This is a genomic window from Rhodococcus sp. 2H158, assembly GCF_053764755.1.
The window spans coordinates 252,371-277,659 of sequence record NZ_JBSNCE010000001.1 but is presented as its reverse complement, the minus strand read 5'-3'; the positions used below and the strand labels follow the sequence as shown (position 1 = coordinate 277,659).

Annotated in this window: 29 protein-coding genes; 7 read left to right on the top strand and 22 right to left on the bottom strand. The window is 69.3% G+C overall.

Annotated elements, in window-relative coordinates; translation table 11 throughout:
* Window positions 1–47: 47 nt before the first annotated feature.
* The 3 genes from ACWPOB_RS01310 to ACWPOB_RS01300 are packed head-to-tail and all read right to left on the bottom strand — an operon-like array spanning window position 48 to window position 3,510.
* Window positions 48–1,055, bottom strand: a complete 1,008-nt coding sequence (locus ACWPOB_RS01310; protein WP_455399644.1) for a VOC family protein — start codon at window positions 1,053–1,055, stop codon at window positions 48–50.
* Window positions 1,052–1,915 carry an alpha/beta fold hydrolase gene (locus ACWPOB_RS01305; RefSeq protein ID WP_455399643.1) on the bottom strand — a complete coding sequence of 288 codons (864 nt, stop codon included), beginning with the start codon at window positions 1,913–1,915 and terminating at the stop codon, window positions 1,052–1,054. The genes ACWPOB_RS01310 and ACWPOB_RS01305 overlap by 4 nt, the downstream gene beginning before the upstream one ends.
* Window positions 1,912–3,510 carry a bifunctional 3-(3-hydroxy-phenyl)propionate/3-hydroxycinnamic acid hydroxylase gene (locus ACWPOB_RS01300; RefSeq protein WP_455399642.1) on the bottom strand — a complete coding sequence of 533 codons (1,599 nt, stop codon included), beginning with the start codon at window positions 3,508–3,510 and terminating at the stop codon, window positions 1,912–1,914. Before ACWPOB_RS01300 ends, ACWPOB_RS01305 begins: the two co-directional genes overlap by 4 nt.
* 149 nt (window positions 3,511–3,659) lie before the next feature.
* Between ACWPOB_RS01300 and ACWPOB_RS01295 the strand changes: the two genes are divergently transcribed.
* A complete protein-coding gene (locus tag ACWPOB_RS01295) occupies window positions 3,660–4,286 on the top strand; it encodes a TetR/AcrR family transcriptional regulator (protein WP_100056263.1) in 627 nt (208 codons plus the stop codon).
* 70 nt (window positions 4,287–4,356) lie between these two features.
* Here the strand turns inward: ACWPOB_RS01295 and ACWPOB_RS01290 are convergent, their stop codons facing one another.
* From ACWPOB_RS01290 to ACWPOB_RS01265, 6 genes are all read right to left on the bottom strand, one after another.
* Entirely contained in the window at window positions 4,357–5,100 is a 744-nt protein-coding gene (locus ACWPOB_RS01290; RefSeq protein ID WP_100056262.1) for an amino acid ABC transporter ATP-binding protein, read from the bottom strand.
* Window positions 5,101–5,103: 3 nt separating this feature from the next.
* A complete protein-coding gene (locus tag ACWPOB_RS01285; protein WP_455399641.1) occupies window positions 5,104–6,906 on the bottom strand; it encodes an ABC transporter substrate-binding protein/permease in 1,803 nt (600 codons plus the stop codon).
* Between the two features lie 50 nt (window positions 6,907–6,956).
* Window positions 6,957–7,898, bottom strand: coding sequence for a winged helix-turn-helix transcriptional regulator (locus ACWPOB_RS01280; RefSeq protein WP_455399640.1), 942 nt, complete (start codon window positions 7,896–7,898; stop codon window positions 6,957–6,959).
* A gap of 10 nt (window positions 7,899–7,908) precedes the next feature.
* The gene (locus ACWPOB_RS01275) at window positions 7,909–9,426 is read right to left on the bottom strand and encodes a carotenoid oxygenase family protein (protein ID WP_100056259.1); all 1,518 of its coding nucleotides are present in this window, start codon (window positions 9,424–9,426) and stop codon (window positions 7,909–7,911) included.
* 10 nt (window positions 9,427–9,436) lie between these two features.
* Window positions 9,437–10,663: an acetyl-CoA acetyltransferase gene (locus tag ACWPOB_RS01270; protein ID WP_455399639.1), complete on the bottom strand. Its 1,227-nt coding sequence runs from the start codon at window positions 10,661–10,663 to the stop codon at window positions 9,437–9,439.
* A 139-nt stretch (window positions 10,664–10,802) separates the two neighbouring features.
* A complete protein-coding gene (locus ACWPOB_RS01265) occupies window positions 10,803–11,597 on the bottom strand; it encodes an LLM class F420-dependent oxidoreductase (protein ID WP_100056257.1) in 795 nt (264 codons plus the stop codon).
* A 92-nt stretch (window positions 11,598–11,689) separates the two neighbouring features.
* Here ACWPOB_RS01265 and ACWPOB_RS01260 point away from each other — a divergent pair, with 92 nt between their 5' ends.
* Window positions 11,690–12,166 carry a nitroreductase family deazaflavin-dependent oxidoreductase gene (locus ACWPOB_RS01260; protein WP_100056256.1) on the top strand — a complete coding sequence of 159 codons (477 nt, stop codon included), beginning with the start codon at window positions 11,690–11,692 and terminating at the stop codon, window positions 12,164–12,166.
* A gap of 6 nt (window positions 12,167–12,172) precedes the next feature.
* Here the strand turns inward: ACWPOB_RS01260 and ACWPOB_RS01255 are convergent, their stop codons facing one another.
* On the bottom strand, window positions 12,173–12,811 hold the full coding sequence (locus tag ACWPOB_RS01255; RefSeq protein ID WP_100056255.1) for a TetR/AcrR family transcriptional regulator: 639 nt from the start codon (window positions 12,809–12,811) through the stop codon (window positions 12,173–12,175).
* Between the two features lie 202 nt (window positions 12,812–13,013).
* Between ACWPOB_RS01255 and ACWPOB_RS01250 the strand changes: the two genes are divergently transcribed.
* Window positions 13,014–14,186: an acyl-CoA dehydrogenase family protein gene (locus ACWPOB_RS01250; protein WP_006932217.1), complete on the top strand. Its 1,173-nt coding sequence runs from the start codon at window positions 13,014–13,016 to the stop codon at window positions 14,184–14,186.
* Between the two features lie 9 nt (window positions 14,187–14,195).
* A complete protein-coding gene (locus tag ACWPOB_RS01245; protein ID WP_455399638.1) occupies window positions 14,196–15,332 on the top strand; it encodes an acyl-CoA dehydrogenase family protein in 1,137 nt (378 codons plus the stop codon).
* 11 nt (window positions 15,333–15,343) lie between these two features.
* Here ACWPOB_RS01245 and ACWPOB_RS01240 read toward each other — a convergent pair whose 3' ends face one another.
* From ACWPOB_RS01240 to ACWPOB_RS01195, 10 genes are read right to left on the bottom strand one after another with little or no spacing between them, the layout of a single operon-like run.
* Window positions 15,344–15,637, bottom strand: a complete 294-nt coding sequence (locus ACWPOB_RS01240) for a gas vesicle protein K (protein WP_072636705.1) — start codon at window positions 15,635–15,637, stop codon at window positions 15,344–15,346.
* Window positions 15,630–15,863, bottom strand: coding sequence for a gas vesicle protein (locus ACWPOB_RS01235; protein WP_168580418.1), 234 nt, complete (start codon window positions 15,861–15,863; stop codon window positions 15,630–15,632). The genes ACWPOB_RS01240 and ACWPOB_RS01235 overlap by 8 nt, the downstream gene beginning before the upstream one ends.
* The gene (locus tag ACWPOB_RS01230) at window positions 15,860–16,648 is read right to left on the bottom strand and encodes a GvpL/GvpF family gas vesicle protein (protein WP_455399637.1); all 789 of its coding nucleotides are present in this window, start codon (window positions 16,646–16,648) and stop codon (window positions 15,860–15,862) included. The genes ACWPOB_RS01235 and ACWPOB_RS01230 overlap by 4 nt, the downstream gene beginning before the upstream one ends.
* Window positions 16,641–17,030 (bottom strand): gas vesicle protein, encoded by a 390-nt coding sequence (locus ACWPOB_RS01225; protein WP_455399636.1) that lies wholly within the window; start codon window positions 17,028–17,030, stop codon window positions 16,641–16,643. The genes ACWPOB_RS01230 and ACWPOB_RS01225 overlap by 8 nt, the downstream gene beginning before the upstream one ends.
* The gene (locus tag ACWPOB_RS01220) at window positions 17,027–17,365 is read right to left on the bottom strand and encodes a gas vesicle protein GvpO (protein ID WP_455399635.1); all 339 of its coding nucleotides are present in this window, start codon (window positions 17,363–17,365) and stop codon (window positions 17,027–17,029) included. The genes ACWPOB_RS01225 and ACWPOB_RS01220 overlap by 4 nt, the downstream gene beginning before the upstream one ends.
* Window positions 17,362–17,628 (bottom strand): gas vesicle protein GvpG, encoded by a 267-nt coding sequence (locus ACWPOB_RS01215; protein WP_100057713.1) that lies wholly within the window; start codon window positions 17,626–17,628, stop codon window positions 17,362–17,364. The genes ACWPOB_RS01220 and ACWPOB_RS01215 overlap by 4 nt, the downstream gene beginning before the upstream one ends.
* A 3-nt stretch (window positions 17,629–17,631) precedes the next feature.
* A complete protein-coding gene (locus tag ACWPOB_RS01210; protein ID WP_455399634.1) occupies window positions 17,632–18,429 on the bottom strand; it encodes a GvpL/GvpF family gas vesicle protein in 798 nt (265 codons plus the stop codon).
* Window positions 18,429–18,842, bottom strand: coding sequence for a gas vesicle protein GvpJ (gene gvpJ / locus ACWPOB_RS01205; RefSeq protein ID WP_455399633.1), 414 nt, complete (start codon window positions 18,840–18,842; stop codon window positions 18,429–18,431). The genes ACWPOB_RS01210 and gvpJ overlap by 1 nt, the downstream gene beginning before the upstream one ends.
* The gene (locus ACWPOB_RS01200; RefSeq protein WP_455399632.1) at window positions 18,839–20,113 is read right to left on the bottom strand and encodes an SRPBCC family protein; all 1,275 of its coding nucleotides are present in this window, start codon (window positions 20,111–20,113) and stop codon (window positions 18,839–18,841) included. Before ACWPOB_RS01200 ends, gvpJ begins: the two co-directional genes overlap by 4 nt.
* Before the next feature lie 5 nt (window positions 20,114–20,118).
* Entirely contained in the window at window positions 20,119–20,832 is a 714-nt protein-coding gene (locus tag ACWPOB_RS01195; protein WP_100057711.1) for a hypothetical protein, read from the bottom strand.
* 292 nt (window positions 20,833–21,124) lie between these two features.
* Between ACWPOB_RS01195 and ACWPOB_RS01190 the strand changes: the two genes are divergently transcribed.
* Complete coding sequence (locus ACWPOB_RS01190; RefSeq protein ID WP_029546723.1) at window positions 21,125–21,346, top strand: CsbD family protein; 222 nt, start codon at window positions 21,125–21,127, stop codon at window positions 21,344–21,346.
* A 26-nt stretch (window positions 21,347–21,372) separates the two neighbouring features.
* Here ACWPOB_RS01190 and ACWPOB_RS01185 read toward each other — a convergent pair whose 3' ends face one another.
* Together ACWPOB_RS01185 and ACWPOB_RS01180 are read right to left on the bottom strand one after the other, a co-directional pair.
* Entirely contained in the window at window positions 21,373–21,888 is a 516-nt protein-coding gene (locus tag ACWPOB_RS01185) for a TIGR04338 family metallohydrolase (protein ID WP_455399631.1), read from the bottom strand.
* Entirely contained in the window at window positions 21,885–22,694 is an 810-nt protein-coding gene (locus ACWPOB_RS01180) for a DUF2786 domain-containing protein (protein ID WP_455399630.1), read from the bottom strand. The genes ACWPOB_RS01185 and ACWPOB_RS01180 overlap by 4 nt, the downstream gene beginning before the upstream one ends.
* An 85-nt stretch (window positions 22,695–22,779) precedes the next feature.
* Between ACWPOB_RS01180 and ACWPOB_RS01175 the strand changes: the two genes are divergently transcribed.
* Together ACWPOB_RS01175 and ACWPOB_RS01170 are read left to right on the top strand one after the other, a co-directional pair.
* The gene (locus ACWPOB_RS01175) at window positions 22,780–23,853 is read left to right on the top strand and encodes an ABC transporter ATP-binding protein (protein ID WP_072636697.1); all 1,074 of its coding nucleotides are present in this window, start codon (window positions 22,780–22,782) and stop codon (window positions 23,851–23,853) included.
* 146 nt (window positions 23,854–23,999) lie between these two features.
* Window positions 24,000–25,277 (top strand): ABC transporter substrate-binding protein, encoded by a 1,278-nt coding sequence (locus ACWPOB_RS01170; RefSeq protein ID WP_455399629.1) that lies wholly within the window; start codon window positions 24,000–24,002, stop codon window positions 25,275–25,277.
* Window positions 25,278–25,289: the final 12 nt, after the last annotated feature.

Sequence of the window (25,289 nt, the reverse complement as noted above, 5' to 3'; positions counted from 1 at the left end):
CGACTGACCGGGAATCGTGCGGATGCGGAACCCCCACCGAGGAGCGATCAGTCGTCGGCGATTCCGGTTCCGCTGAGCGCGGGGACGGTCTGCTCGGGGCGGCGCAGCGACAGTGCGGCCGTCTTGAACTGGGCCAGCTTGTCGACGACGGTCTGCCCCTCGGGGGTGTGGCCCCAGATGCTGATGCCGCGGTGCGTGGTCGGCTCCCAGGTGGATTCGTCGACCACGATGGGGTTCCAGCCGACCTCCCACTCGAACCCGGACGGTGTGCGAGCGTAGTAGGACAGCTCGCGATCGTTTGTATGCTGGCCGACGCCGAGGGCCATGTCGAAACCGAGTTCCTTGACACGCTGGTAGGACCGGGTCATGTCGTCGAGCTCGGTGACCTGGATGTTCAGGTGCTGGATCCGGGTGCGGACCGGGTCGACGGGAAGACCGCGCACCGCGGCGATCGCCACCGAGTGGTGGCGTTCGTTGACGCGCAGGAAGCGGATCTTGAGTTTGGCACCGCTGATGGTTTCGTCGATGTAGTCGGACAGCCGGGCGTCGAAGACGGTGCCGTAGTAGCCGTGCAGCGTGTGCGGCTGGGTCGAGGTGATCGCGACGTGTCCCATTCCCGATGCGCCGGTGACGAATCCGGCGTTGCTCATCGCCAGCGGCGTGGTGGTGGTGCGGGCGCGGGTGAAGATCTCCTGGTCGATGTCCTTCGGCCCGGGGAAGCGCAGCAGGCGTTCGACGCCGCGCAGGGCCGCGTCCTCGTCGGTGCCTTCGGTGACCGGGACGCCGCGGTCGCGCACCCGGGAGACGATCCGGTCGAACGATCCGTGATCGTCGATCTCCCAGCCCAGGGCGGTGACGTCCTCCGCGTCGCCGCGTTGCAGCAGGAACCGGCATTCGTGGTCGTCGAGCCGAAATCGCATGGCCTGGGCGGAAAGCCGGTCGGCGTGCAGGCCGATCGCGTCGCGGCCGAAGCGGTGCCAGTCGGCGAACTTGTTCGTCTCGATGACGACGTAACCGAGGTGGACGGAGCCGAACAGCGAGTCCGTGGTGGTCATCGGGCGCTCCCGGTGAGGAAGGCCGTGGTGACGGCGTTGAAGAAGTCGGCGCGTTCCCACTGCACCCAGTGGCCGGTGTTCGCGGCGAGCAACAGGTCGCAGTTGGGCATGGTGTTAGCCAGCATGCGGCCACCACTCGGACGGTTGACCTTGTCGTCGGCGCCCCAGATCACCAGCGTGGGGGTGGCGAGCCGGCGCAGTCGCCGGTCGCGGGTGAAGTCCATGCCCCACAGCGTGCGCAGGGCGCCGGGCCCGGAGGGACGGCGAAGCGGCGGATCGGCCACCACGGCCGGATCGATGCTCGACCGGTAGCGTTCGTCGATCACCTCGTCGGGTACGGTGGCCCCGTCGAAGACCAGGTACTTGCGAATGAAGCTTTCGAGCTTGTCGCGTGAGGGACCGTCGCCGGTGTAGTACGACAGCAGCGATTGCAGGCCGGGAGTGGGCAGCGCGCGCGTGGTGCCGATGCCACCGGGGCCCATGAGCACCATCTTCTCGACCCGTTCCGGGGTGTCGAGAGCCAGGCGGAGGGCGCAGGCACCGCCGTAGGAGTTGCCGACCAGGTGGGCACGGCCGAGGTTCAGGGCGTCGAGCAGTCCGCGGATGTTGTCGGCGAGGTAGCCGAACGGATCGGACCGGTCGACACCCTTGCTCGAGCGCCCGTATCCGGGCAGGTCCGGCACGATCACCCGGAACTTCCGGGCGAGTTCGTCGATGTTGCGGGAATAGTTGGACACCCCGGAGGCGCCGGGCCCGCCGCCGTGCAGCAGCAGTACCGCCGGCCCTTCTCCGGTTTCGGCGAAGAAGATGTCCTTGCCGGCGACGGTTACGGTGCGTTCGGTCAGCGCTGTGCGGGTCATGCGAGGGTCTCCGTTTCCTCGGAAAGGCGAATGGATGGGGCTGCTTTCATTCCCGGCGGGGGCGGCGCCAGGTTGGTGTCGGGTCCGGCGGCGGCGTAGACGACCCCGTCCGGCCGCAGGGCCAGGACAGTGGCACCCTTGGCGCGCATCCACCGGATCAGGGTGCCGTTCGTGTCGACGACGGTGTCGGCGGCCGGGGCGGCGCCGGGACCGGCCAGGCGCACGGTCGGTACGCCGGCGGTGCGCCAGCCGGGCCACGAGTCCGGCGCGCCGACATGCAGGATCGTCCATCGCCCACCGAGCACGTCGTCGAGGCGTTCGAGGCTGCCCTTCTCGTCCAGCACCCACGGCTGCGGTACGAGCCATCCCACCGCCGCCGACGTGACCGCCTTCGGGCCGGCCAGCAGACCTCGGAGATAGAAGGCGTCCGGGATCCACCGATTGTCCCGTAGCCATTCGGGAATCCCCGGTACCCGCATGGCAATCCGGAAGAACCGATCACGCACGGCCGCGAGTACAGGGTGCCGCTGGGTGATGAGCCGGCCCACCTTGACTGCGCGGTCGGTCACCTCCCGCACATGGGGCAGGCGTTCCAGTTGATAGCTGTCGAGGATCGATTCGGGCAGGGTGCCGTCGAGCACTGCGGCGAGTTTCCAGCACAGGTTTGCCACGTCGCGCACCCCGGCGGACATGCCCTGGCCGATCCACGGCGGCATCGCGTGGGCGGCGTCGCCGGCGAGGAAGACCCGGCCGACGCGCCAACGGTCGGCGAAGCGCACGTGGTGGCTGTAGACGACTGCGCGGAGAATCTTCACCTGCGTGTCGGTGACGCCCTGGTTGTTGAGCACGCGCCAGATCGCTGCGTCGGTGACCAGTTCGTTCTCGTCCTCGTCGTCGCGGACCGGGAATTCCCACCGGTGGTGTCCGAGCGGTGTGGGGCAGTCCACGGTCGGACGGTCGGGGTTGCAGTGGAACCGGAGCCGATCGTGGCCCGGCCACTCCTGCAGCACCTTCGTATCGATGACCACCCACCGTTCGGCATAGGTCCGGCCCTCGTAGCCGATCCCGAGCTGAGCACGCGTGGGGCTCGCGCCACCGTCGGCGGCGATCACGTAAGACGCACGAACCCGTTCGAAGACGTCGTCCCGTAGGTCGGCCAGCATCAGCTCGACCCCGGTCGCGTCCTGGAGGACCCGCAGGCACTCGTGCTCGAGCAGGACATCCACGTTGGGGAATCGTTCGACCCCGCCGCGCAGCACCTTCTCGAGTGCGGGCTGGTAGATGAACTGCTGAGGCGGGTGACCGGATCCGTGGGACACCGGTGCGATCTCCGTGAACGGTGCGCCGTTCGCGTCGACGAAGGTAGCGGCGTTGCCGGCGAGCATGTCCTCCTGCAGGCGGTCCGCCAGGCCGACCTGCTGCCATATTCGCAGCACCTCCTCGTCGGTGGAGATTGCCCTCGCCCTGCCGTAGATATCCGGATTGCGCTCGATCACAAGCACTTTCAATCCGATCTGGCCGAGGATGTTCGCGGCGGTCACACCGGTGGGGCCGTAGCCGATGACGGCGACGTCGTAGTGCGGGATGTCGGTCACGTCGAGACCTCTCGTCGAGCGGGGAAGGGTGTCGATCGGCGGGGTGGAATCCGGCCGCCGAAGATCAGGGATTGTTCCTGTAGTGGTCACTACAGTAAGCTGGCGTGCAGTGTGAGTCAATACACACCGTCACAACTCGAGGAGCGCTCGTGGACGAGCAGAAGAGGACCCGGCAGCGCCGCGCGAACGGCGAGGAGTCCCGTCGCCGGATTCTGGACGCCGCCGTGGAGGTCGCCGCCGAGCGCGGCTACGAGGGCACCAGCATTGCGCTGGTGAGCAAGACGTGCGGCCTGCCCGCGAGCTCGATCTACTGGCATTTCAAGGACAAGGACGAGCTGATCGCCGCGGTGATCGAACGCAGCTTCGACACCTGGCTGTCCGGGTGGACCGTTCCGGACGGCGACAACCCACGCGAGCGCATCGCGGCCCTGGCGATGCAGGTCGCGAAGACGCTGGTGGATTCACCGGACTTCCTGCGGCTGGGACTGATGCTCACCCTCGAGCGGCGCCCGGTCGAACCGAGCGCCCGCACGATGTTCCTGCAGGTGCGCGAGCAAGCACGCCTTCGCCTCGTCGACGCAATCCGCGACCTCGCGCCCGGCCTGTCGGACGGCTCGGTCGCCCTACTGACCACGTACGCGATGGCCGGCGCCGACGGTCTGTTCATCGCCAAGGAGATCGGCGGCGACAGCGTCGATCTCGTCGCCCTGTTCGAACTACACGCCCATTCGCTCTACGACGCGGCGCAGCGGTTGAGCACTTCCGAAGGAGGCTGACCTCGCGCACCGCCGGTGCGTCCTTTGGGCGGCTGGGGCAACCCAAAGGACGCACCGGCCGCGGAGCGGCCTACAGCACCTGCGACAGGAACTGCTGCAGTCGTTCGGTCTTCGGGGCGTCGAACAGTTCGTCGGGTGGACCGGTTTCCACGACCGCGCCGTGGTCCATGAACACCACCGTGTCCGACACCGAGCGGGCGAAGCCCATCTCGTGGGTGACGACCACCATCGTCATGCCGCCGGACGCGAGATCGGCCATCAGGGCGAGCACCCCCTTGACCAGCTCCGGGTCGAGCGCCGAGGTGGCCTCGTCGAAGAACATCACCTGCGGGGCCATCGCGAGGGCGCGGGCGATCGCGACGCGCTGCTGCTGCCCGCCGGACAGGTTGCCGGGACGGGAGTCGGCCTTGTGCTTCAGGCCGACGAGATCGAGTTGTTCGAGGGCGAGCGCGCGGGCTTGCTCCTTCGACAGCCCCTTGAGCTTGCGGGGGCCGAGCGCGATGTTCTCGGCCACCGTCTTGTGCGGGAAGAGGTTGAAGTGCTGGAACACCATCCCGATCCGCTGCCGCAGCTCGTCGGGGTTGTCCTTCAGCACCGAGCGGTCGTCGAGGAGGATGTCGCCGGCGTCGGGTTCGTGTAGCCGGTTGAGCACGCGCAGCAGGGTCGACTTGCCCGAGCCGGACGGGCCGATGACGGTGACTGTCTTGCCGGCGTCGACGTGGATGTCCACGCCGCGCAGCACCTTGTTGGCGCCGAAGGCCAGGTGCAGCCCGGTCCCGGTGAGGGACACGCTGTCCCGGATGGTGGTCGGCATCGGTCAGCCCCTCTCCACGACGAGTTCCTGCTCGAGCGGGTCGAGGGTGGCCTCGGGCCGGCCGGTGCGCAGGCGGTGGTCGATGTAGTTCACGAGATGAGTCAACGGCACGGTGAGGATCAGGTAGAACAGGCCCGCCGCGACGAGCGGCGAGAGGTTGCCGGTCTGCGCGTTCAGGTCGCGGCCGACGGCGAACAGTTCGCGCTGGGTGGCCAGCAGACCGAGGAAGTAGATGAGCGACGAGTCCTTGATGAGCGAGATGAACTGGTTCATCAGCGCGGGCAGCACGCGCCGCACGCCCTGCGGGATCACCACCAGTGTCAGCGCCCGGCGGTAGCTGAAGCCCAGGGCCCGTGCCGCCTCCATCTGCCCCGGTTCGACCGACTGGATGCCGGAGCGGAAGATCTCCCCGATGTATGCGGCCGCGAGCAGCGCCAGCGCCGCCGCGCCCAGCCAGTACGGGTTGTTGCCCGTGGCGCCCTGCACCACCGGGCCCAGGCCGAGGCCGACGAGCAGGATGATCACCACCGCGGGCAGGCCGCGGAAGATGTCGGTGTAGACGCGGGCGGGCCAGCGCAGCCAGCGGGTGCGCGATATCCCCGCCATGGCGAGCAGCATGCCGAGGACCGTGCCGGCGAGCCCGGAGGTCAGCGCCAGGATCAGGGTGTTCGGCAGACCGGTCTTCAACAGCTCCGGGAAGGCGTGCCGGTACAGCTCCCACGAGAAGAACGTCTCGCGCAGCTGTTCGAGCGTGGACTTCGGGGCCGTGGCCGCCGGTTCCTCGCCGCTGCCGGTGTTTTCGGCGGCCAGCGCCGCGAAGTCCGGCAGGTCGGGTTCCGGCGCGGCCTTGCTGCCAGGCTTCCAGCCCTCGGGCAGTTCCCGGGGGACCCATTCGGTGTAGAGCTCGGCCCAGGTGCCGTCGGCGATCACGGCGTCGAGCCCGGAGTTGAGCGCGTCGATCAGCGGCTGGTTCTCCCGGGACACGGCCCAGCCGACGTAGTTGTTGAGGCTGAACGTGTTCTGCACGATCGACGTCGGATCGCCCGGCGCGATCGCGCCCTCGGCCTGCTGCGACGGCGCCACCCACGCGTCGATCTGGCCGGTCTTCAGGTTCGCGTACGCGGTGTTGTAGTCCGGGAACTTCACCGGATCGAGACCGAGGGTGTTGACGACGTAGTCGTCCTGGACGGTTCCCTGCACGACCCCGATGCGGGTGGACGCGTTCAGGTCGCCGAAGCCGCGGATGGGACTGCCGTTCTGCACGACCAGCGAGAAGTAGCCGAAGTCGTAGCCGTTGGTGAAGCCGACCAGCCGGCGACGTTCGTCCGTGGTGGTGATCGACGACGAGCCGACGTCGAAGCGCCGGCCGGCCACCTGGGCGAGCAGGCCCGCGAACTCGGTGCCGACGAACTCCACGCGGAGACCGAGTTTCTCGGCGATGGCCTTCAGCAGTTCGTTGTCGTAGCCGGTGAACTCGCCCTGGGAGTTCACGCAGATGCTGGGTGGCGCGTCGGAGAGCGTGCCTACGGTGAGCACTCCGGGGGTGATGAGGTTCAGCGCGGAAACGTCGATCGACTCGAGCGGCACCACGCCCGGGGTGGTGTAGCGGTCCTCCGCGGCGGCGGCCGACGTGTCGAGATTGGTCGGTGCGGCGGAGGCCCCGCCGACTCCGGGCGGGGAACACAGGTCCTGGGGAGCCGACGGTCGACCACCGCCCGAGGAGCAGGCCGTCGCAGTCAGCGCCAGGAGCACCGCCAGGAGCAGCGCCGCCACGGTGCTCCGTCTCGCCATCACGGATTCGGGCATGGTGGGAGCCTAATCCGAATCGAGCCGTCCGACGGGCGTGCCGGGGCGGGTCAGCCGCCGGTGGGTTCGATCGCGACCGTGGAGGCCCGCAGTCGCTCCCTGCAGTGACTGCACGTCAGTGCGGGTGTGAAGGTGTGGCCGCAGTGACGGTGACGCAGGACGATCGCCGGTCCCTCCGGTGCGCGGAACCAGCGCAGCCCCCAGTCGATCATGCAGGCGACCACGGGGAAGAACGCCCGCCCCTTGTCGGTGAGGTGGTAGGTCACCCACGCCGGGCGGTCGGGATTGGGCAGTTCCTGCAGGACGCCCAGTTCGGTGAAGCGCCGGAGCCGGTCGGCCACCACCGTCGGAGGTGCACCCATGCGCTCGGCGAACTGCCCGTAGCGGGTGGCGCCCAGGAACGCCGCCCCGAGCAGCGCCGCCGACCACCGGTCGCCGAGCAGTTCCATCGTGTGCGGCAGGATCTCCGGCGAGCGAGCCCGGCCGGACCGTCGGCGACCGGTCGCGGCCGGCACGCTGCGCGGCCACTGTCCGCTGGGGCCGAGCTGCGCCTCCACGTCGGGTGCGCCGGCGGGCCGGTCGCAGTGGCCGCAGACGAGCACCGGTGTGAACCGGGCGCCGCAGACCGCGTGCCGCCTGGCCGGGAGCTGTCCTCGGTGATCGGGCGCCCACTGCTGCTCCCACGCCCACATGGTGAGCAGAACCGGCCACACGCCGTGGCCGCGGACCGTCAACCGGTACTCGTGTCGAGCCGGGCGCTCCTGGTACTGCACCCGCTCGAGGAGTTCCGCATCGGTGAGGCGGGCCAGGCGCGCGGTCAGCACCGCGTTGGAGATCTCCCCCCGCTCGATCCAGTCCCGGTATCGGCGGTCGCCCTGCAACGCGTACCGCAGAATCCACAGGTTCCACTCGTCGCCGAGGATGCCGAGGGTGACCGCGATCGCGTTGTCACCGCCCGGCTCGAGTTCGGTGACCGTGCCGGAACCTGCCATCGACAGCTGATCATAGGTTCAGGACGTCGCCTGCCCGGTCCGCGTCCCGCCACCCCGGGAGGTCCGAACCCGCCGCCCAGGTCGAGTGGGTGCCGCTCGAGACCCGTTCGGGGAGTCCGATCCGCGCGAGCGGTCCGTCCCCCGGTTGCCGCGCGTCGAAGACCAGGCATTCGGACCGGTCCCGGTTCATGTCGGTGGTGATCGTGATCAGGTAGCCGTCGTCCTCGGCGGCCGACCCGGTGCGGGGCGCCATCACGGTCTCGCTGCCGAAGACGCCCTCGCCGAACGAGTAGTGCTCCTCCGCCCCGGTCTGCACGTCGTGTTTGACGAGGCCGTCGAAGAGGAACCAGCCCGGCACCCCCGTCGCGGCGTAGGTGTAGCGGTGGCGGACGCCGCCGTGATGCGGATTGATCATCCCGAATTCGGTGACGGACTCGGACAGCCGCTCCTCGGTGAGCGAGCCGGTGCGCAGGTTCAGCCGCCAGCGGTGCAGGTGGGTGCCCATGCGGTCGAGCGCCAGCGAACGGAACAGCCGCCGGTAGATCGGTCCGGTGCCGTCGTCCGGCGGTTCCGGTGTCTCCTGATGGAATCCCTCGAGCACGATCTCGTCGCCGTCTTCGTAGGCGTTGGTCCAGTGCAGCACGTAGGTCGGGTCGGCGTCGAACCAGGTGATCTGGTCCGGACGGCCGCGCCGGGGAATCACGCCGAGCCGCATCGGCAGGTCGGGGTGGTAGCGCGGCACGTACTTGCCGCGCGCGAGGGCCTCAGGGATCCAGAACAGGGGGCAGTCGTTGAGGATCGCGTAGTTCTCGGTGAACGCCATGTCGTGGGGCAGGCGGGGCCCGGGCAGGGGGATGTCGACGTAGTGCACCAGCCGATCGTCGGCGTCGACCACGCCGTAGTGCAGGTACGGGGCGTCGGTGCCGTAGTTGAAGAACAGCAGCTCGCCGGTGCGGGCGTCGGCCTTGGGATGCGCGGAAACGCCCCAGTCGGAGGGGAATCGGCCGTCCCACGTCGCCTTGCCGAGGGTCTCGAGCGTGGTCGGGTCGAGGCGGTAGAGGTCCCCGCACTGCCAGAAACTGGTCAGGGCGACGCCACGATGCACGGTGACGTCCGTACTGGAGGCATCCTTCATGCGGCCGCGGGCGCCCCAGCCGTCCTGGCGGATCGAGTTCTGCGGCCGTTCGGCGATGCCCGCCCACAACGGGCCACCGGCCTCCTGTTCGGCCAGGAAGCCCTCGGTCTTCACGAATCTGTTGCGGTAGAAAGCTTTTCCGTCGCGAAATCCGACGACGTGAATCATGCCGTCCCCGTCGAAGGGATGATAGAGACCTTCGAGTGCCGGGTGCGCCGGGTTCTCGGTGTTGCGCAGGTACACGCCGTCGAGGTCGGCCGGCAGGTCGCCGATCACCTCGAGGTCGTCGGCGCGACGCTCCGTGTGCTGCGGGCGCCACGGACCGGTGCGGTACGGGTGGTCGTCGTCCGCGGGCAGGGTGGACAGTGCCCGTCCCAGAATCTCGAGTTCCATGGATGTCCTTTCAGCCGACGACGAAACTGACCGTGGTGGTCGTACTTCCGCCGATGTTCAGGGTCGCGGCTCGCGTGGCGCCGGGGACCTGGTATTCGCCGGCGCGGCCGGTGATCTGGCGGTGGCAGTCCAGCAGCATCCGGACTCCGGTGGCGCCGACCGGATGCCCGCCGCCGAGAAGCCCCCCGCTGGGGTTCATGGGGATGCGGCCGCCGATCTCGAGGTCGCCGTTCTCGATCGCCTGCCAGCTCCGGCCGGGGGCGGTGATCCCGAAGTGGTCGACGGCCAGGTACTCGCTGACGGTGAAGCAGTCATGTGTTTCGATCAGGTCGAGGTCCCGGACGCCGCCGATGCCGCTCCGCTCGAACGCGTCGACGATCGTGGCGCGCACGTGCGGCATGACGAGGGGATCGTCGCCGTCGCGGGCGAGCTTGCCGGACAAGGACAGTCCGACCGTGCGGTGGCCCCAGCCGAGGATGCGGGTCATATCGTCGACGGTGCGTGGGTGCCGGCTCAGGTAGCGGTTGCTCAGCAGCACCACGCCCGCGGCGCCGTCCGTCAGCGGACTGCAGTCGGTCCTGCGGAGGCGTCCCTCGACCACCGGATTGGCGGTCTCGTCCGGGCCGAAACTGCCGGGTCCGTAGGTCCGGTTGCGGGTCTGCGCATTCGGATTGGCGCGCGCGTTGCGGATGTTCAGTTCCGCGATCGCCCTCAGGTGCTCGTCGTCGAGGCCGTAGCGGCGGTCGTACTCGTCGGCGATCTTGTCGAACATGTACGGCCACATGTACTTCGCGTCGGCGCCTTCCTGTCCCACCCAGGCCGCGGCGTTCATGACCCGGGTGCCGGCGTCGCCGGGGACGCACCGTTCGAGTTCGACGCCGAGCACGAGGGCGCAGTCGTAGCGCCCGGCCTCGAGATCGGCCATCGCGGCGAGCACGGCAAGGGAGCCGGACGCGCAGGCCCCCTCGTGCCGGGTGGCCGGGATCCCCCACAGTTCGGGCAGCACGGAGGCCGGCATGCCGCCGAGGTGTCCCTGACCGGTGTAGAGCTGTCCGAAGGCATTGCCGACGTGGATCACCCCGACGTCGGCGACGTCGATGCGGGCGTCGCGCAGCGTTTCCGTCACCGTCTCCGCGACGAGGTCCGCGATGTTCCGGTCCTCCCGGGTCAGGTTCCGCGCAAAGTCGGACTGGTATCCACCGGCGATCCACACGCCTTCAGGGTTCACGCCGCTCACCGCCTTCCGCGGGGGTCGACCATACGTCGTTGCAACTACAATAAACAGAGTGACCAGGCGGACGCAACGACAATGTGCGCGCGGGCAGCCGAGAACCGGACCGCCCGGTTGCCGCGTCCCCGGCCCTGGGGCCGCCCGGTCAGGCCAGCCCGGACAGCGGCGGTGCGGAGTTCTCGTCCCGCCACCCGATCGCCTCGAGGAGGCCGGCCGGGTCGTAGTCGGGACCGCCGACACCGACGGTGAACAGGGTGACGCCCGCGTCGACGAAGGCGGCCGCGTGTTCGGTTCCGGGCCACGGCACGGACCGCTCGACCTCGTTCGGTGAGCGGCCGGCGTCGGCGCAACGCGCCGCGAGGATCTCCGCCTTCTCCTTGTGGGTGTCGAGGTCCCCGAAGCTGTGCCAGATGTCGGCGTACTGCGCCACCAGTGGGATGGTCTTGCGGGGTCCGCCGCCGCCGATGAGCAGCGGGATGTGCCGGGTCGGCTGCGGATTGAGCTTCGCGAGCCGCGCGGTGATCCGGGGCAGGTACTCGCCGAGCAGTTTCAGCCGGGAACCCTTGGTGCCGAAGTCGTAGCCGTACTCGACGTAGTCCTTCTCGAACCAGCCCGCGCCGATGCCGAGGATGAGCCGGCCGCCGCTGATGTGGTCGACGGTGCGGGCCATGTCGGCGAGCAGATCGGGATTGCGGTAGCCGCCGCCGGTGACGAGCGCTCCGATCTCGACGCGCTCGGTCTGTTCCGCCCACGCGCCGAGCATCGTCCAGCATTCGAAGTGGGCGCCCTCCGGGTCCCCGGAGAGGGGATAGAAGTGGTCCCAGTTGAAGACGATGTCGGCGCCGGCGTCCTCGGCGCGGAGCACGGTGTCGCGGATCTTCCCGTAGTCGGGCTGATGCTGGGGCTGGAGTTGAAGACCGATGCGAATGGGACGGTGCATGAGTCAACGGTAGGGCCGTCGCGCCGGTCCCGCAGCCGATCCGTGTGGGCGTCCCGGTGGTGCGGCGGACGGATCGGGCGCACAGTGAAGGAATGCGCATCACCGAGCCTGCCGCACCACCGACCGGACTGCGCCGCCGATTCCTGCGCGCTCCGATCCACCTCTACCGGATCGGGCTGGGACGGATGCTGGGCCGCCGGTTCCTGCTGCTGCACCACGTCGGCCGGCGCAGCGGACGGCCGCGGCAGACGGTGCTCGAGGTGGTGAACCATGAGGACACGTCCGGCGGATTCGTCGTGGCCGTCGGCTTCGGGAAGCAGACCGACTGGTACCGCAACCTGCGGGCGCATCCCGCGGCGCGGATCGAGTCGGGCCGCGAACGGGTCGCGGTGGCCGCGGAGTTCCTCGATCCGGAGGAGGCGGCGGAGTTCATGGCGCGGTACGGGCGCCGGCACCCTAAGGTCGCGCCGCGGTTGTGCGCGGCGATGGGCTTCGACGTCGACGGCAGCGAGGCCGACTACCGGGCGGCGGGCCGGCATCTGCGGTTCGTGCGTTTGCGCCGTACCTGAGACCGGTCAGCGGTCCGCGCCGGTGAGGCTCGCGAACCGCTGCGCCAGGCCCTGCAGGAACGACTCGAGCGCCAGCTCGAAGCCGTCGCGGTCGATCTCGTCCGCGTGCTCGCGCAGCCGGTGTGCCTGGGACAGATGGGGATAGCGCTCCCGGTAGATGGTGAGGTCGTCGAGGAAGCCGCCCGAGAACGAGGCGATGGCCGAGCCGACGACGATGTACTTGATCGACGCGCCGATCAGGGTCGCGGTCCGTGGCGGCCACCCGGCCCGGGTCAGACCGCCGTGCACGGCGTTGGCCTGATCGAGGGCGACCTCGCGCCGGCCCGGGCTGCGCGCGAGGAACGGTACGAGGTTCGGGTGCTCGGCGAGGGCGGCACGGTAGGACCTCGCCCAGCCGCGCAGCGCCTCCTGCCAGTCGTCGGTGTCGAACCCGCTGACGTCGACGGACTCGCCGACCTGGTCGGCAATGTCGTCGAGCAGCTCGTCCTTGTTCGAATAGTGGCTGTACAGGGATGGCGCGCTGACATGGAGCTCGGCGGCGATCTTGCGCATGGACAGTTCGTCGAGTCCGTGCGCGTCGACGAGGCGCAGGGCGGTCTCGCGGATGAGCGGGCGGCTGAGCAGCGGGGTACGAGGTCGTGCCATCGGCGCTCCTTCCTCGGCGTCGGTCCGGGGGCGGTCCTGGGGTCGGCCTGGACAACCTAACAGTGTCAAGTTACAGTACCGGTGTACGCAGCACCAGGGTGAACGAGCCCCCATCCCAGCGCGAATCATGCAGCGTGAAAACGGGATCGGGCCGTGGTCCCATGCTGCGCTCGCACAGGCACAACCGTGACGGAAGGCCCCCATGAACCTGAAGCTCACCGACGAAGAGCTCGCGTTCCGCGACGAACTGCGCACGTTCTTCACCACCGAGTTCCCCGCCGAGCTCCGAGAGAAAGTGGCTGCCGGCCGGCACCTGGACCGCGACGAGGTCGTCCGGAGTCAGCAGATCCTCAACGCCAAGGGTCTGGCGGTGCCGAACTGGCCCGTCGAGTGGGGCGGCAAGGACTGGACCCCCGTGCAGCGAAACATCTGGCTCAACGAGATGCAGCTCGCCTCGGTGCCCGATCCGCTGCCGTTCAACGCGTCCATGATCGGTCCCGTGATCGCGCAGTTCGGCTCGCAGGAGATGAAGGAGCGCTTCCTGCCCGCCACCGCGAACCTCGACATCTGGTGGTGCCAGGGATTTTCGGAGCCCGAGGCCGGCTCCGACCTGGCCTCCCTCAAGACCCGCGCGGTGCGCGACGGCGACGACTACATCGTCAACGGCCAGAAGACGTGGACCACCCTCGCCCAGCACGCCGACTGGATCTTCTGCCTGGTGCGCACCGACCCGGATGCGCCGAAGAAGCAGGCCGGCATCTCGATGCTGCTCATCGACATGACCACGCCCGGCGTGACCGTCCGCCCGATCAAGCTCGTCGACGGCAGCTACGAGGTCAACGAGGTCTTCTTCGAGAACGTGCGGGTCCCCGCCGAGAACCTGGTCGGCGAGGAGAACGCGGGCTGGAGCTACGCGAAGTTCCTGCTCGGCAACGAACGCACCGGCATCGCCCGCGTCGGCGCCACCAAGGTGCGGCTCGCCCGCGCCAAGCAGCTCGCCGCGCAGACCCGGACCGGATCCGGCACCCTGCTCGACGATCCGCTGTTCGCCGCGCGCCTCGCCGAGCTCGAGAACGAACTGCTCACGCTCGAGCTCACGCAGCTGCGGGTGGTCGCCGGGTCCGCCGACGGCAAGCCCAATCCGGCGTCGTCGCTGCTGAAACTGCGCGGCTCGGAGCTGCAGCAGGCGGTCACCGAACTGCTCACCGACATCGCCGGACCCGACTCGCTGCCCGTCGGCGCCGCGGGCATCGACTCGCCGGAGTGGGCGCAGCACACCGCCCCGACCTACCTGAACTACCGCAAGGTGTCCATCTACGGCGGGTCGAGCGAGGTGCAGCGCTCGATCATTGCCTCCTCCATCCTCGGATTGTGAGCCACTGTCATGAACTTCGAACTCGATACCGAACAGGACCTGCTCCGCAAGACCGTCCGCGACGTGCTCTCGGGCACCTACGACACCGAGACCCGTAACAAGGTCGCCGACACCGACCGCGGCTGGAGCGACGAGGTGTGGCGCCAGCTCGCCGAACTCGGCGTGCTCGGCCTGCCGTTCGCCGAGGAGCACGGCGGAATGGGCGCCGGACCGGTGGAGATCATGGCCGTCATGGGCGAGATCGGCCGAGCGCTGGCTCCCGAACCGCTGCTGAACGCGGTGTTCCTGCCGGGCGGCCTCGTCGCCGAGGTCGGCACCGACGAGCAGCGCGCGGACCTCCTGCCGCGGCTGTCCGAGGGCGCGCTGCTGCTCGCGTTCGCCCACGACGAGCCCGGCAGCCGGTGGCCCGCCACCGAGGTCGCCACGAGCGCCGCCCGCACCGGCGACACCTGGGCCCTCACCGGCCGCAAAAACCCTGTGCTGCACGGAGATTGCGCCGAGACATTCGTCGTGTCCGCCCGCCTTCCCGACGGCGGTGTCGGGCTGTTCCTCGTCGACGCCGACGCGGCCGGCGTCACCCGCACCGCGTACCGCACCCACGACGAGCGCCGCGCCGCGCAACTCGTCCTCGACTCGGCCGCCGCCGTGCCGCTCGGCGAGGCCGTGGACGCCACGGCGGCGATCACCGCCGCCCAGGTACGGGCCCAGGCGGCCCTGTGCGCGGAGGCGGTCGGTGCGCTGGCCGAGACCCTGCGCCTGACGACCGATTACCTCAAGCAGCGCAAGCAGTTCGGTGCCCCCCTCGCCCGCTTCCAGGCCCTGACTCACCGCGCGGCCGACATGTACGTGCTGCTCGAACTGGCGTCGAGCATGAGCCTGTACGCCACCATGGCCCTCGCCGACGGCATCGTCGACCCGACCATCGCGTCGCGGGCCAAGCTGCAGGTGGGCCGGTCGGCACGGAAGGTCGGGCAGGAGGCGATCCAGATGCACGGCGGCATCGGCATCACCGCCGAATACCCGGTCGGCCACTACGTGAGCCGGCTGACCGCGATCGAGCACACGCTCGGCACCGTGGAGGATCACGTGCGGATCCTCGCCGGGGCCGTCGCGGACCACGACCGCATCGAGGTCGCCGGCATGTGAGCGGCGCGGGCTCACTCCCGGGGCAGCAGCGTCCCCAGCGGTCCGAGGTCGATGTTGAGATCCTCGGGGGTGAGCCCGAAGTGGTCACGCAACTCCCCCATGCGTTCCTCGAGCAGCATGAGGGTGGTGCCGATGCGCTCGATCTGCTCGTCGCTCAGGTCCCCCTCGTCCACGCGCCGCAGCGCCTGCCGCTCCATCAGCTGCCGCAGCAGCTCCACGAGGGTGAGGACGAGCGTGACCAGCCCACGCTCGACCGACTCGGGATCCGAGTCGATACGCGGTGAAATGCCGTCGAATTCACTCATCCGGCGCCTCCAGGGCGTCGCGGGGGACGGGCGGTTCGATCCCGGTGGCCGACAGCGTACTGATGGACGAGATCAGGGCACGCAGCGAGATCTGCACCAGGTCGACGTCCGCGATGGACAGCTTGATGTCGCCGGTGATGACGACCCCGCCGGCGAGCACCCGGTCCAGCAGGTCGATGAGGGCGATGCGGCGCTCGCCGTCGGCGCTCTCGCTGACGTGATTCATGTGGAGGTCCGCTCCACACCGGCGAACGAATACGGCGGCCACGGCCCGGTCAGCTCGAGCCGGATCCCGGGATACTCCTTGCCGAGTTCCTCGACCGTCGCCGCGAACTCGTCCGCGCGGTCGTCGTCCACCAGGTAGGTGCCGTTGAGCACCATCCAGTCCCGCCGGCCGCTCAGCGCCGGATCCGTCGCGGCCTGACGCCGGCCCGCGGCGGCCTGCCGCACCAACCGGGAGTGGATCTCGTCGGCGCGGGCCGTGGCGTTGCGCTCGACGGACTCCTGCGCGGACAGCTGGGCGCGGCGACGGAGCAGATAGGCGGTGCCGGATCCCTTGGTGCTGCCCGCGATCTGCGCCTCCGCCACCGCGTCGGCGAGGGCCTGCCGGTCGCCGTACGCCTTGACACCCCACTCCGTGCGGCCGGTCACCAGGGCCAGCGCCGACTCGAAGTCCGCACGCCGCTCGTCCAGCAGTTCGCGCACGCGGGCGTCGTCGAGATAGACGGTGGCCAGGCGCAGCGGAATCGCCGCACCCCGTCGCACGAGGGCGGACACCACGGCGTCGTGCGCCCGGGCCGTCGCCTCGAGCCACTGCAGGTCCTCGAGGTTGTGCCGCAACGGCTCCTCCCCGAACACCTCGAGCGGTACCGAACCCACGACGGCGGCGTGGCCCCCGGCGGTCACGGCGCGCACCGCTTCCCCTGCGACGCCGGTGAGCCCGCCGAGGTCCTCCTCGGCGAGCCCGTCGTCCGTCACGGCGTACAACCACACTCCGGTTCCGTCAGTCACGATCCTCCTCTTCCACGCGAGCGCTCTCGACGGCTTCGCGGCGGCCCTGCCCGGACTCGAGTTCGGCGATCCGCTCGCGCAGCCGCCGGTTCTCGAGTTCCAGCTTGTCGTCCTCCCGATCGATCTCGCGGTTGCGGGCCTTGCTGCTGAGCCACGGATCCGACTCCCACCAGTCGATGCCCACGGCCTTGGCCGTCTCGAGCGAGGCGATCACCAACCGCAGCTTGATGGTGAGCAACTCGATGTCGAGCAGATTCACCTGGATGTCGCCGGCGATCACCAGCCCCTTGTCGAGCACCCGCTCGAGGATGTCGCCGAGGTTCGTCGACTGGTGACCGCCCCCGTACGGCTGCGGCGACGAGCTGCCGCCCCCCACCGTCATTTCCGGTCCCTTCCGCCGATGTCGCTGCTGCCGCGGCCGTAGCGCTTGGTCCGGCGGTATGCCAGCAGGTTTCCGTCCAGGTCGATCTCCACCTCGTAGAGGGCCAGCATGTCCGCCGACGACGGGATGCGCCGATCCTCGAGCACCTCGACCTCCACGGTCCAGCCGTGATCGGCCGGCTCCACCGAAGTGGCCCCCTGGGGCTCCTTCGAGGTCAGCTCCACGAGGTGCTCGAGGGCGGCCGCGGCGGCCTCGCCTGCCGTCAGGGGCGGCGGCTGGCCCGCGTCCTCGTCGTGGACGTCGTCGGAATCCTCGGGCGTCGCCTTGCCGCTCACAGGTTCTCACTCCCCCCGGCGGCGGGTGTCGTGCCGCCGCCAGGCCGGATCATGCGATCCAGGACCGCCTGCTGCGCCTCCTCCTTCTCCTCCTCCGACAGTCGACCGGCCGCCGCCGCCTCGTCGATCTCCTCGAGTTCCCTCCGGATGGTCGCCGGGTCGTGGAGTGTCTGCTCGACCTGGTCCTGGATGACTTCGCCGAGCCAGAGCACGCCTTTGACCGGCGCGAGCGGCAACAAGAGGATGGACGAGATCAGTCCCATGCGTCAGCCCTCCGGTTCCCGCTTCATCACGAAGTCGTACGCCGCCATCGGGCCCAGCAGCGTCATCTCGACCCGGCCGCCCCACTCGTGCGCGAGCGAACCCACCGCCTCCTCGAGCTCGCCCTGACGGTCGAGCTCGACGAGGACGGCGACGTGGGCCGCGTCCTCCTCGTGGGTGGGTTGGCGCTCGTTGACCATCGGTTCGAGGGCTTCGAGGGCGTCGATCACCCGGCGGGTGTCCTCGGCGCGTTTGGTCTCGATCGCCTGGCTGATGATCTCCCCGAGGGCCATGCGGGCGTCGCGGGTGGCGTCCTCCGACTTGTCGCGGATCTCGTCGCGCAGCCGGGCGGCCTCGGAGTTCTCGTCGAGTACCTCGCGCAGGACGGCATTCTCGACGTAACGGCCCTTGATCACGAACTGCGCACGCCCCTCGAGTTCGTCCAGAGCTGCCTTCAGCTCGTCGTGGTTCTCCTCGAGCAGCTCCCTCTCCACCGCCTCCGCATCCGTCATCACCGCTCCGAATCGCAGCGGCAGCACGGGTGCGACGGCCGCGGAACCGTCCAACAGTTCCGCGTGCGCCTTCAGATCGTCGGGCGTGCCGAGCGGCCGGTCGACCGAGATCTCGCTGACCAGCGCGGCGATGTCGCCGTGGCGCACCACCGCAACGTCGCTCTGGGGCTTCCCCACGCCCTTCGCGTGCTCCTCGGGCTCCACGTCGGCCGGCACGATGCCGTACACGTACATCGCGGTGCTCTGCCCGCCTTCGCTCTCGGGTGCCTCTGCGGCCTGATCGGTGGACATCAATCCCCCCTTCTCTTCGGTCGGCTGGCCGTCTGCCGCTTGTCCTCCACGTCGCCGAGGAAGTCCATGACCTTCTCGCCCGCGGCCTCGAGCGCGCCCTTGGTCTTGTGCTTCGCACCGCCCTCGGTGATGTCACCGACGAGGTCGGGCAGGCCCTTCGGTTCGTTCTGCGAGATCTCGAGCCGGTTCACCGCTTCGGCGAACCGCAGGTAGGTGTCGACACTGGCCACCACGATGCGTGCGTCGATGGTCAGCAGTTCGATGCCTACCAGCGACACCCGCACGAACGCGTCGATGACGAGTCCCTTGTCCAGGATGGTGTCGATGACATCGGCCAGGCCCGACGAGTTCGGACGGGCCATGGTGCCGCCGCCACCTCCGCCGCCCCCGCCGCCGGCGGGTTGGATGGTCATGCGCGTGCTCCTCGCCTGGCACCCTTGCGGGTGCTTGTGCCCGCGCGCCGTCGACGTGAGGGTGCCGGTTCCTCCTCGGGCTCCTCGTCTTCCTCCTCCGGCTCCTCGTCTTCCTCGTCCTGCAGGCCTTCGTCTTCCTCGTCCTGATCCTCGGGGAGCTCCTCCTCGTCCTCTTCTTCGGAGAGCTCGTCTTCGGGGAGTTCGTCCTCGGTCTCGTCCTCGTCCTCGGGAAGTTCGTCCTCCGCGCCTTCGTCCCCGACGTCCTGCTCCTGGTCCTCCTGCTCCTGTTCTTCCTCCTCGCGCCGGGCGGTCTCGTCGTCCTTGACGACCTCGCTGTCGCGGATCTCGCCGTGCCAGCCCTGGATGTCCTCGGCGTGCAGGACGGCCTCGGTCATCACATGGCGTTCGAAGTGCTTGAGCTCCAGCCGTGCTCGTCGTCCCACGGCCCGCCACAGGTTGGCCGTCCTCTCGAACAGCCCCTTGGGGTGGTACTCGAGCACCATGATGACGCGGGTCAGATTGTCGGTGATCTCGTGGAAGGTCACCGCGCCGTCGATGTAGCCCTTGGCTCCCTTCGAGCGCCACACGATCCGGTCGAAGGGAACCTGCTCGAGGATCGTCGACTCCCAGTTGCGCCGGGACCAGAAAACCTTGCCGGTCCACTGCAGCTTCTCGTCCGAGGCCTGCTCGACCTGCTCGACCTTCTTCATGAACTTCGGCCAGTCCGCGAACAGGGTCCACTGGTCGTAGGCGAGCCGGATCGGGACGCCGACGTCGATCTGCTCGACGATGTTGGTGAGCTTGATCTTCTTGCCGCCGCCGCCCTTACCCTTGCCGCCTCCGCCGAGGGATTCCTTCACATCCTCGAACTTGTCCTTGGCGGTCTGCTTGATGTTCTCCAAGCCGCTGCTCATGGCGGACTTGACCGACGACTCGCCCTCCGCGGACTTCTGGCCGCCGGTCAGGGCGCTCATCAGGTTGCCGCCCCCGCCCTCGGCATAGTCGTTGAGGCGCCCGGCAGTCCCGGTCACCTTGTCGGAGACCGTCGACAGGGCACGCTCGGCAAACGTCCCGGCCAGACCCTGCAGTGACTTCTGCAGGTGCTTGGTGGGTGAGAGGTCCTGCACCGCCTTGCCGGCGCTTCCGGCCGCCCCGGTGGCCGTCTTACCGGCCTGTCCCGCGGTGCCGGCGGCGGTCTTGCCGGCCTTGCCGACGGTCTCCGTGGCGGTCTTGCCCAGCCGGCGGGTGGCGTCTCCGAGTGATCGCGTCATCGGACTCACTTCCTCGTGCGCCGGACCGGAGCGCGTCCGGTGGCGGGTGTCTCAGCACGGGTGCTGCGTCGCCGGGGCTTCGACGGCTCCTCGCCCTCGTCGCCGGACTCCTCCGGTTCCTGTGGCTTCGACTTGGCCCGGGATGCCTTGGGACGGCTCGCGGATTCCGAGGTGCGCCGTCGGGCGGCCGGTCGCCGCCGCGCGGGCTTCGGGGCCTCCTCCTCGGCTTCCTCGGCCTCTTCCGGAGCGCCCTCTTCCTCCTCCGGGGCTTCCTCCTCTTCGGCTTCCTCCTCCGGGTACTCCTCCTCTTCGGCGGACTCCTCGCCCGGCTCCTCCTCGTATTCGCCTTCGGCGTACTCGTCTTCGGGCTCCTCGCCGGCGTACTCCTCCTCCTCCGGCTCCTCCTCGGCAGCCTTGGAACGTCCGGCGGCGCGCTGCTGGAGCCGATCGTTGAGCGAATCGATCCGGTTGCTCGCGGCGGTGACCGCGGCCGCGCGGGCGGCGCTCATCAGTTCGCCACGAACCGAATCGGTGATCTTGACGAGTTCCGGGGAGGACCCCACCATCGAGGCTCCCCGCTTGAGGATGTCCTGCGGGTTGCTGGGCAGGCGTCCCGTCAGGCCTGCCCCCGCGAGCATCAACGCCAGCCGCATCTTGTGCGTGCGACCGAGGAAGTACCCGATACTCACCCCGGCGGCGACTCGTGCCCCACCTTTCATGACCATTCTCCTTCGCCTGCAAGTGGCCGCGATGCGGGCAGGTTCTCGGCTGCGCACGATGTCTGGTCCGGTGCGTCGGGCCCGCGGTGCGGTTCGAATGTGGTGTAGCCCACACTACGCATTTCAAACATCGGTTCGCTGACGATCAACAGGAATGCGCATCCGTCACAACCCGGGTGTGGTAAAGGACCGATCGGTATGTCCCGGAGGTGTTTCCCGGTGGCACCGCGGGGGTATCGCCAGTCTCGACGGGGCGCGGCTCCGTCCCCGCAGGAATGCTAAGGAGGGCACCATGGCTCACCTCGCCAACAAGGTGATGCACAAGGCCGAGGAAGTGGTCGGCAAGACCCGGTACAACCTGGGCAAGCGGACCGGAAACAAGAACCTGCAGAGCGTGGGCAGGCGCGGCCAGGTTTCCGGGCGCGTCAAGCAGTTCGGCGACAATCTCACCCACGCGGTACGGAATGCCCAAGGGCGATTCAAGAACAGGTCACATCGTTCCGATCTCCGCTGAGCCTCCCGGCGCGCCGCCCGCGGGCGTCACTCGCAGGCGGCGAAGCCGCAGGCGCGCAGGGCGAACGCCGCCTCGGGCCCGATGATCTCGCCGACCAGGGTCAGGAACCGGTCGACGAACGCGGGCCCGTGCGGCGGCTCCGCCGGATCGTCCGGATCGAACGCATCCAGATGGTGCGCCAGCTCGTGCAGCACCACCAGTTCGCGGAACGCCCACGCGGTGTTCGCGCGGTGCTCCGGGAGCGCGATTGTGGCGCAATCGCTTTCGTAGTGAGCGGCGGCATTGCCGGCGCGTGCCCGGATGCGCACCCGTACCGACGCCCGCGGCCAGCGGGCCCGCACCCAGTTCAGCGACAGCACCGAGTCCACGTACGCCTGGACGGAATCGATGGAGGCGAAGCGCCGCTCCACCGGCAGGGTCACCTGCGACCCGGCCAGCTCCACCACCCGGAGTCCGCGCTCGTCGGCGCGGTCGAACATCTTGCGCACCAAGGACTCCGCCTCGTAGACGGCGGTCCTCTGGGTGTCGCGCAGCCGAGTCACCGCGGCAACCTCCGGGCCGGGGCCGGCAGTTCCGGGGCCGTACCCAGGCGCGCCTGCCGTCCCGCCCGGTCCCCCGCGCGACGGGCGTCGGACGAATGCCCCACCCCCGCCCCGGGTCCGCGCCAGCTGCCGCGCGCCTCGGACGTGCTGCGGTAGAAGTCTCGCAGCTCGATCTGTTTGTCCCGCAATACCAGGGCCGTGCCCGGTGTGGTGGCCGCCGCCTCCTGTTCCGCGTCCTCCTTCGCCTCCGCCAGCCGTCGGCCGATCCGCGCCGCGAACGCCGACTGGAAGTTCAGCCGCGCGGTGACGGCCGCGACGGGCCGGCGCGCCCGGGTCCGCACCCGCCGTCCCCCGCGGGTCTCGACCACCGTGCGCACCGTCGTCTCCTCCTTGTAGGTGCCCGAGCGCAGGTACGCGTCGGAGGCGCGGACCATCTGCACCAGCAGCGAGGAGTACAGCGCCTCGCACACGTCGATGTCGGAGGCGAAGCCGTAGGCGTAGATCACCGTCGACGTCGTGGTGATGTCGCACTGGACGTCGTTGGCGGCGGCGATCGCCAGGAACAGCTGCGCGTACGTCCGCAACCCCTTCCGGCCGGCCTCGCCGATGGTGATCAGGCGCTGGACGGGGGTGGCCCGGCGCTCCCGGCCCGCCGTGTGGGCACGCGCCACCGCCAGATCCACCGACGCCGCCGTGGCCAGCCGCTGTGCGGCGGCGAGGAACGCGTCGGCCTCGTGGGGGTTGTCGGTGGATTCCGCCTGACGGAGCAGGCCACCGATGCGGGTCAGCATCTTCTCCGAACTCACCCAGGCAGGCTACGCCGTGGTGTCCTTTCGGACCTGTGGTGATCCGAAAGGACACCACGGCGGCGGGGTCGCCTATTCTCCTGCCATGGCCCCAGTGACCTTCGACCACGCGACCTGTCTGTTCCCCGGGTCGACCACGCCTGCCGTCGACGCGTTGAACCTGGAGATCGAGGACGGCGAGTTCCTCGTCCTGGTCGGCCCGTCCGGCTGCGGCAAGTCCACCTCCCTGCGGATGCTCGCGGGACTCGAACAGGTGCACAGCGGACGCATCCTCATCGGCGGCCGCGACGTCACGGCGCAGGAGCCCAAGGACCGGGACATCGCGATGGTGTTCCAGAACTACGCGCTCTACCCGCACATGTCCGTCGCCGAGAACATGGGCTTCGCCCTCAAGCTCGCCAAGACACCGAAGGCGGAGATCCGCGCGCGGGTCGAGGAGGTCGCGAAGATGCTCGACCTCGAGCAGTACCTCGACCGCAAGCCCAAGGCGCTGTCCGGTGGGCAGCGGCAGCGTGTCGCGATGGGCCGCGCCATCGTCCGCCAGCCGCAGGTGTTCCTGATGGACGAGCCGCTGTCCAACCTCGACGCGAAGCTGCGCGTGCAGACCCGCACCCAGATCGCGCAGCTGCAGCGCCGCCTCGGCACCACCACCGTCTACGTCACGCACGATCAGGTGGAGGCCATGACGATGGGCGACCGCGTCGCCGTGCTCGACAAGGGGATTCTGCAGCAGTGCGCGTCGCCCCGCGTGCTCTACAACAAGCCCGCCAACGTGTTCGTCGCCGGATTCATGGGCTCGCCGGCGATGAACCTGTTCAGGCTGCCGGTCTTCGACCGCGGGGTGATGCTCGGCGACACCGCCGTGCAGGTGCCGCGCGACGTCGTCGGCCAGGTCACCGAGTCGGAGGTGGTGGTCGGCATCCGTCCCGAGCATTTCGAGATCGCGCCCGACGGCCTGGGGATGGACGTCGACGTCGTCGAGGAACTCGGCTCCGACGCCTACATCTACGGCCGCGCTCAGATCGCCGGCCGTCCGCAGCAGGTCGTCGCGCGCGGGGACTGGCGCAATCCGCCCCACAAGGGCGAGCGGGTGCACCTGCGGTTCGACCCGGACCAGGTGCACGTCTTCACCACGTCCGACGGCCGTCGCCTGGGCTGAGCCGAGCGGCAGGGCACGACACGGAACCGATCAAGGTCGCGTGGAATCCCTGCACTCCGGTGCCCTCCATGCCAGAGTAAGGGCCGATGTCGGTGGCCGGGTGCCGCCGACGAGGCTTTTCTCACGATCTCAACGGGGAGTCATTCATGATTCTGAACTCGAAGGCGATGCGTCGCGCGGCGGTCGCGGCGTCCGCCGCGTCGCTGCTGGTGCTCACGGCCTGTTCCTCCGACGGCGGCTCGGACTCGGGCAGCGAAGGGGGCACCGCCGCCGGCGGTGAGGGCCGCGGACCCATCACGATCGTCGAGGGTCAGGATCCGCTGAACACGGCGCTCGAGAGCATCATCGCCGACTGGAACGCGGAGCACCCGGACGAGCAGGTCACCTTCAAGCCGCTGGGCAAGGAAGCGGACCAGCAGCGCGACGACATCACCCAGCGCATGCAGGCCCAGAGCGACGAGTACGACCTCATCGCCGTGGACGTCACCAACACCGCCGAGTTCGCGGCCAACGGCTGGCTGCGGCCGCTCGAGGGTGACTACGCGATCGAGACCGACGGCCTGCTGCCCGCCACGGTCGACTCCGCCACCTACAACGGCACCCTGTACGCGGCGCCGAAGAACACCAACGGCGCGTTCCTGTACTACCGCACCGACCTGGTCGACAAGGCCCCCGCCACGTGGGCGGAGCTGAAGGAGCAGTGCCCGAAGGCACAGGAGGCGGGCATCGACTGCTACGTCGGGCAGTTCAAGAACTACGAGGGCCTGACGGTCAACGTCTCCGAGATCGTCAACGCCTACGGTGGCAGCTTCGTCGCCGAGGACGGCACCACCCCGGCCATCGACGACAAGACCGCCGAGGGACTGCAGTTCATCGTCGACTCGTTCAAGGACGGGACCATCCCCGAGGCCGCGCAGACGTACACCGAGGGCGAGTCGCAGAACGCCTTCGGCGAGGGCCGCGCCCTGTTCATGCGCACCTGGCCGGGCTTCTTCACCGACGGTGAGTCCTCGTCGGTCGCCGGCCGCTACGGCATCGCGGTGCTGCCGGGCGTGGACGGCCCCGGCGCCTCCACCCTGGGCGGCTACAACGTCGGCATCAGCGCGTTCTCCGATGCGCCGGCGACCGCCCGCGACTTCCTCGAGTTCATGCAGACGCGCAAGTCGCAGACCTACTACGCCGAGGCCGGTGGCGCGCCGGTCCTCGAGGAGGTCTACGACGACCCGCAGATCCTCGAGCAGTACCCGTACTTCGCGACGCTGAAGGAATCCCTGGCCAACGCGCAGCCGCGTCCGGTCACCCCGTACTACTCGCAGGTCTCCAAGGCCATCCGCGACAACGCCTACGCGGCGATCCGCGGTGAGAAGACGGTGGATCAGGCGCTCGCGGACACCAAGGCCGGCATCGAGACCGCCGGCAACTGATGCAGGAGTAGT

Coding starts and splice junctions, on each gene's coding strand:
- ACWPOB_RS01310 (WP_455399644.1), bottom strand. CDS start 1,055: ATGACCACCACGGACTCGCTGTTCGGCTCCGTCCACCTCGGTTACGTC.
- ACWPOB_RS01305 (WP_455399643.1), bottom strand. CDS start 1,915: ATGACCCGCACAGCGCTGACCGAACGCACCGTAACCGTCGCCGGCAAG.
- ACWPOB_RS01290 (WP_100056262.1), bottom strand. CDS start 5,100: ATGCCGACCACCATCCGGGACAGCGTGTCCCTCACCGGGACCGGGCTG.
- ACWPOB_RS01285 (WP_455399641.1), bottom strand. CDS start 6,906: ATGCCCGAATCCGTGATGGCGAGACGGAGCACCGTGGCGGCGCTGCTC.
- ACWPOB_RS01280 (WP_455399640.1), bottom strand. CDS start 7,898: ATGGCAGGTTCCGGCACGGTCACCGAACTCGAGCCGGGCGGTGACAAC.
- ACWPOB_RS01275 (WP_100056259.1), bottom strand. CDS start 9,426: ATGGAACTCGAGATTCTGGGACGGGCACTGTCCACCCTGCCCGCGGAC.
- ACWPOB_RS01265 (WP_100056257.1), bottom strand. CDS start 11,597: ATGCACCGTCCCATTCGCATCGGTCTTCAACTCCAGCCCCAGCATCAG.
- ACWPOB_RS01260 (WP_100056256.1), top strand. CDS start 11,690: ATGCGCATCACCGAGCCTGCCGCACCACCGACCGGACTGCGCCGCCGA.
- ACWPOB_RS01255 (WP_100056255.1), bottom strand. CDS start 12,811: ATGGCACGACCTCGTACCCCGCTGCTCAGCCGCCCGCTCATCCGCGAG.
- ACWPOB_RS01250 (WP_006932217.1), top strand. CDS start 13,014: ATGAACCTGAAGCTCACCGACGAAGAGCTCGCGTTCCGCGACGAACTG.
- ACWPOB_RS01245 (WP_455399638.1), top strand. CDS start 14,196: ATGAACTTCGAACTCGATACCGAACAGGACCTGCTCCGCAAGACCGTC.
- ACWPOB_RS01240 (WP_072636705.1), bottom strand. CDS start 15,637: ATGAGTGAATTCGACGGCATTTCACCGCGTATCGACTCGGATCCCGAG.
- ACWPOB_RS01235 (WP_168580418.1), bottom strand. CDS start 15,863: ATGAATCACGTCAGCGAGAGCGCCGACGGCGAGCGCCGCATCGCCCTC.
- ACWPOB_RS01225 (WP_455399636.1), bottom strand. CDS start 17,030: ATGACGGTGGGGGGCGGCAGCTCGTCGCCGCAGCCGTACGGGGGCGGT.
- ACWPOB_RS01215 (WP_100057713.1), bottom strand. CDS start 17,628: ATGGGACTGATCTCGTCCATCCTCTTGTTGCCGCTCGCGCCGGTCAAA.
- ACWPOB_RS01210 (WP_455399634.1), bottom strand. CDS start 18,429: ATGTCCACCGATCAGGCCGCAGAGGCACCCGAGAGCGAAGGCGGGCAG.
- gvpJ (WP_455399633.1), bottom strand. CDS start 18,842: ATGACCATCCAACCCGCCGGCGGCGGGGGCGGCGGAGGTGGCGGCGGC.
- ACWPOB_RS01200 (WP_455399632.1), bottom strand. CDS start 20,113: ATGACGCGATCACTCGGAGACGCCACCCGCCGGCTGGGCAAGACCGCC.
- ACWPOB_RS01195 (WP_100057711.1), bottom strand. CDS start 20,832: ATGAAAGGTGGGGCACGAGTCGCCGCCGGGGTGAGTATCGGGTACTTC.
- ACWPOB_RS01190 (WP_029546723.1), top strand. CDS start 21,125: ATGGCTCACCTCGCCAACAAGGTGATGCACAAGGCCGAGGAAGTGGTC.
- ACWPOB_RS01175 (WP_072636697.1), top strand. CDS start 22,780: ATGGCCCCAGTGACCTTCGACCACGCGACCTGTCTGTTCCCCGGGTCG.
- ACWPOB_RS01170 (WP_455399629.1), top strand. CDS start 24,000: ATGATTCTGAACTCGAAGGCGATGCGTCGCGCGGCGGTCGCGGCGTCC.